The sequence below is a fragment of the uncultured Arenimonas sp. genome, assembly GCF_963976025.1.
Lineage (GTDB): Bacteria > Pseudomonadota > Gammaproteobacteria > Xanthomonadales > Xanthomonadaceae > Arenimonas.
On sequence record NZ_CAXBJS010000196.1, the window covers coordinates 1 to 4,769 of the forward strand.

The following is a 4,769-nucleotide window of genomic DNA, read 5'->3' on the forward strand; positions in this document are numbered from 1 at the left end:
ACGGCGACACCGCCGCCAAGCTCAGCGGCGCCCGTTTCACCGTGCTGCGCGGGCCGTTGGCGCGCCTGCACCGGGCCCTGGCCCAGTTCATGCTGGACCTGCACGCCGGCGAACACGGCTACGAAGAAACCAACGTGCCGCTGATCGTCAACGCCGACAGCCTGCGCGGCACCGGCCAGTTGCCCAAGTTCGAAGACGACCTGTTTGCCACCGACCTTGGCGATGATCGCCGTTACCTGATCCCCACCAGCGAAGTGCCGCTGACCAACATCGTGCGCGACAGCATCGTCGAAGACGCCGCGCTGCCGCTGCGCATGACCGCGCACTCGATGTGCTTCCGCGCCGAAGCCGGCAGCCATGGCCGCGATACCCGCGGCATGATCCGCCAGCACCAGTTCGAGAAGGGCGAGCTGGTGTCGATCGCGCGCCCCGAAGAATCGGCCGCCGAACACGAGCGCATGACCGGCTGCGCCGAAGCCGTGCTGCAAAAGCTGGGCCTGCCTTACCGCAAGGTGCTGCTGTGCACCGGCGACATGGGCTTTTCGGCCATCAAGACCTACGACCTGGAAGTCTGGCTGCCCAGCCAGGACACCTACCGCGAGATCAGCAGCTGCTCGAACTGCGGTGACTTCCAGGCCCGGCGCATGCAGGCGCGCTGGCGCAACCCGGCCACGGGCAAACCCGAGCCGGTGCATACCCTCAATGGTTCCGGCGTAGCCGTGGGCCGCGCCCTGATCGCGGTGATGGAAAACTACCAGCAGGCCGACGGCAGCATCGAAGTCCCCGCCGCGCTGCGGCCCTACATGGGCAACCTGGAGCGCATCGGATGAACCACCCCGACCTCAATGACCTGCAGTTCTACGCGATGGTGGTCGAACACGGCGGTTTCGCCGCGGCCGAACGCGCCCTGGGCGTGCCCAAGTCGCGCCTGAGCCGCCGCATCGCCCAGCTGGAAAACGAACTGGGCGTGCGCCTGCTGCAGCGTTCGACCCGCAAGTTCGCGGTCACCGAGGTCGGCCAGAGTGTCTACCGCCACGCCCAGACCATGCTGGCCGAGGCCCAGGCGGCGCGCGAGGCGGTGGACCGCGTGTCGGCGGCCCCGCGCGGCACCATCAAGGTCAGCTGCCCGGTGGCCCTGGCCCAGGAACTGCTGGCGCCGCTGCTGCCCACCTTCATGAAGACCCACCCGCAGGTGCGCATCCAGCTGCACGTCAGCAACCGCCGGGTGGACGTGATCCAGGAAGGTTTCGACGTGGCGCTGCGGGTGCGCTCGCAGCTGACCGACGACGGCGAGATGGTGGCCCGCAGCTTCGGCCAGCTGCGCGAACTGCTGGTTGCCAGCCCGCGTTACCTCGACCGCATCGGCCGCCCGAAGATTCCGGCCGACCTGGCCGGCCACACGACGCTGAGCATGAGCGACGACGACGCCCGCCAGCGCTGGACCCTGCACGGCCCCGAAGGCCAGGTGCAGCGCGTGGACCTGACGCCGGCGCTGATGGCGCAGGACTTCCCGCTGCTGCTGGCCGCCGCGCGCGACGGCCTGGGCGTGGTGCTGCTGCCCGAGCTCAGCTGCGCCGAAGCCATCCGCCAGGGCGAACTGGAAGTCGTGTTGCCCGAATGGAGCCTGCCCCAGGGCATCTGCCACGCCATGTATCCTTCGCGCCGCGGCCTGCTGCCGGCGGTGCGCGTGTTCATCGATTTCCTGGCCGAACACTTGCCGGCGAAGATCCAGGACAGCAAGCTCAAGATGTTTTTACGGAAGAGTGGCCGAGCGGTTTAAGGCACCGGTCTTGAAAACCGGCGAAGGGTCAAACCTTCCGTGGGTTCGAATCCCACCTCTTCCGCCATTTCGCTGAAGGCGACTGGCCAATCAACCAACCGCGACGACGTGCAGGCCCAGCGCCAGCACGTTGTAGCCGCCGTGGGCGATCACGCAGGCGGGCAGGGAGCGGGTAAGCGCATAGACCACGGCGAATATCGCGCCCAGCACCAGCGTGCCCAGCAGCTCGGGGCCGGCGAAGGGCAGGTGGATGGCGGCGAAGGCGAGCACCGACAGCGCGCAGGCCGGCCACAGGCCGATGGCGCGCTCGGCGACCGGGATCAGCCAGGCACGGAAGGCCAGTTCTTCCAGGAAGGGCACGTACACGCCAACCAGCAGGATCACCGGCAGTGAAAACGGGTCCGGCCCCAGGCCCGATATCGCGTCGCTGCCCACCGAGGCGTCCGGCCAGGCCAGGCGCAGCACCAGTTCGACCAGCTTGATGGCCAGCAGCCCGGCCACGGCGCCGGCGGCACCCAGGCCCAGCGTGCGCAGCAGCGGCCGGGGCAGGTGCCAGGGCGTGGGCAGGGCATGGGCCAGGCCAAAACCCCAATAGGCGATGAGCAGGGTGCCGGTGGGCAGGAACAGCGCCAGCAGCAGGGTGACCAGGGAATCGTCCCAGGCCGTGGGATCGAACGGGCTGGGCAGGTCGTTGAAGATGAAAACGTGGGCGTCGCAGGCCTGCACGCCCGATTCGCGCACCAGGTCGTCCAGGCTTGTCTTGGCGGCGGAGAGTTCGAACTCGCGCAGTCGCGAGAAGCCAACCGCGAGCTCGAAGCCGGCACATTCGGCGGGGCGGTGGTCGGCGTAGCCGCCCGGTGCGAAGTCGCCTTCCGGGAACACCGGGTGTTCGAGCACGGCCTCGCGCAGGGACGCCAGCTGCGCCGGCGTGCCCTGCACCCAGACCAGGGTGCGGTCGTGGTGGCTGAGCGTGGTCAGCGCCAGGAACCACACGGCCATCAGGCCCACCAGCAGCGCCGGGAGCAGCAGCGAGAGGGCCAGCAGGCCGAGGCGGTGGTGGAGGCGTAGGCGGGTCATGCCGGCTCGGTGTGTGGATGGAAGGCCAGTGTCGCCGCGCGGGCCTGGCCCGTCTGTCGGCGGCCTTCGCCGGCGGGGGTAGGCATTTTCGGCGCGTCGGGAGCTTGCAGGGCGATTCGGGGCGCAAGTTGTCCGGCAGCGATAACAGGGTTCGCGCCTTTGTCGTCACGTAGGAAATAACCTAGCGAACAGGCGGCAAGTTGCCATAGCCGCGCCCACGCCGCCTCGCATAGCGTGGGCATCGAACCCTGGGGAGGGACGAAACATGATCCGAGTTTTCATCGTTGACGACCACGCGCTGGTGCGCACGGGCTACCGACTCATCCTCGAGCAGGGTGGGGCCGTCGAGATAATCGGCGAAGCCGCCACCGGCGAAGAAGCACTGCCGCAGGTCCGCCGCCTGCAGCCCGACGTGGTGCTGTGCGACCTGCACCTGCCGGGCATCAGCGGCCTGGACGTCACCGAACGCATCGTGCGCGCCGACATCGGCACGCGCGTCATCATCGTCTCGATCCAGGAAGACGGGCCGATGCCCCGCCGGCTCATCGAAGCCGGCGCTTCGGGCTACCTGGGCAAGGGCTGCGACCCGCAGGAACTCGTGCGTGCGGTCAGCGACGTCTTCCGCGGCCGACGTTACCTGGCCAGCGATGTCGCCCAGCGCATGGCGCTCGACGGCTTCGGCGGGCAGTCCTCGCCCTTCGACCTGCTGTCGCCGCGCGAACTGCAGGTGGCGCGGCTGCTTTGCCAGGGCCTGCGCATGGAAGAAATCGGTCGCCGCCTCAGCCTCAGCGGCAAGACCGTGGCCACGCACAAATACCGCCTGTTCGAAAAGCTGGGCATCCGCGACGCGATCTCGCTGGCCCGGCTGGCCGGGCAACACGGCATTTCCGACCCGGCGTCGGCGCTCACGGCCTGAGGCAGGGCCCATCAACAACAAGGGCGCCCTGGGGCGCCCTTGTTGTTCGTGTACGCGTTGAACCTTGGCTCAGCCGGCCTTGTCGGTCGGCGCCTGCTTCGGTTCGTCCGGGTCGGCCAGCGACCAGTCCGGTGCCGACGGAACCTGGGCCAGCTCCGGCTCGGCCTCGGGCGATTGGTCCGACTCGGCCTTGGGCTCGATTTCCGGCTTGGGCTCAGCCTTTGCCACCGGCGCGGGTTCTTCCGCCGGCTTCTTTTCCTGCACTGCCGGCGGCGCGTCGAACTGCGCCGGCTGCGTGCGCAGGTACGGATTCACCGGCTCGGGGTCGGGGATCAGGCTCTGCTGCACGGGCGGCGGTGCCACTCGCGGAGCTTCGACGGCCGGCGCGGGCGCGACGGCCTTGGGCACGTCGGCCCCGGCTTCAGCGGCCGCCGGCGGAGCGGCGACCGGCTCGGGCCTGGTTTCGATAGCGACGGCCTGCACGGCCGGCTCGGCCACGGGTTCGGCGGCGACGGCCGCGGCTTCGGGCTTGGGCGCCTCGCTGGCCGGCGGCGGAACCGCGCTGCCCGGCGCGGGCACGTCCACGGACACCACGGCGGCGGCCGACGCGGCGACCACCGGCACCACGGCCGGAGCCGGCGGGGCGATGTCGTCGAAATCGGACTCCGCGGCGGTCACGGCAGGCGCCGAGCCTTCGGACGATTTGCCAGCCTGGGCCGGGCTGCCGGTCTCGCCGGACTCTTCGTCCTCGCTGCCGGACTCTTCGTTGCCATTGGCTTCGGTGCCGGTGTCGGCACGACGGCGGCGGCGGCCACCGCGACGGCCCCGGCGGCGGCGGCTGCTGCCCTCGGTGGCGTTGGCGGCGTCATCGCCGCTGCCTTGGCTGCCTTCGTCCTGGTTCAACGCGGCTTCGGTCTTGTCGGCGTCAACATCGTCGCCGTCGTCAAGGCTGGAAGCCACGCCGCCGGCGGCCATCGCGGCCTGCCGCGCCTCCCG

At 70.0% G+C, this 4,769-nt stretch carries 3 protein-coding genes, 1 tRNA gene and 2 pseudogenes; 4 read left to right on the forward strand and 2 right to left on the reverse strand.

Going from position 1 to position 4,769, the window contains the following annotated elements:
- The 3 genes and pseudogenes from serS to AACZ35_RS12515 all read left to right on the forward strand — a co-directional run.
- The coding region (gene serS / locus AACZ35_RS12505) for a serine--tRNA ligase (RefSeq protein WP_339829813.1) at window positions 1-830 on the forward strand (830 nt) is incomplete at its 5' end.
- A pseudogene (locus tag AACZ35_RS12510) lies at window positions 827-1,744 on the forward strand (LysR family transcriptional regulator); the annotation flags it as partial. The gene serS and the pseudogene AACZ35_RS12510, both read left to right, overlap by 4 nt.
- A 13-nt stretch (window positions 1,745-1,757) precedes the next feature.
- Window positions 1,758-1,847 (forward strand) — tRNA-Ser (locus tag AACZ35_RS12515).
- Window positions 1,848-1,870: 23 nt separating this feature from the next.
- On the opposite strand, the gene AACZ35_RS12520 is transcribed toward AACZ35_RS12515, so the two are convergent.
- Window positions 1,871-2,857, reverse strand: a complete 987-nt coding sequence (locus AACZ35_RS12520; protein ID WP_339829815.1) for a CPBP family intramembrane glutamic endopeptidase — start codon at window positions 2,855-2,857, stop codon at window positions 1,871-1,873.
- Between the two features lie 265 nt (window positions 2,858-3,122).
- Between AACZ35_RS12520 and AACZ35_RS12525 the strand changes: the two genes are divergently transcribed.
- Window positions 3,123-3,773: a response regulator gene (locus AACZ35_RS12525; RefSeq protein ID WP_339829817.1), complete on the forward strand. Its 651-nt coding sequence runs from the start codon at window positions 3,123-3,125 to the stop codon at window positions 3,771-3,773.
- Window positions 3,774-3,842: 69 nt separating this feature from the next.
- On the opposite strand, the pseudogene AACZ35_RS12530 reads toward AACZ35_RS12525, so the two are convergent.
- Window positions 3,843-4,769, reverse strand: a pseudogene (locus AACZ35_RS12530) (hypothetical protein); the annotation flags it as partial.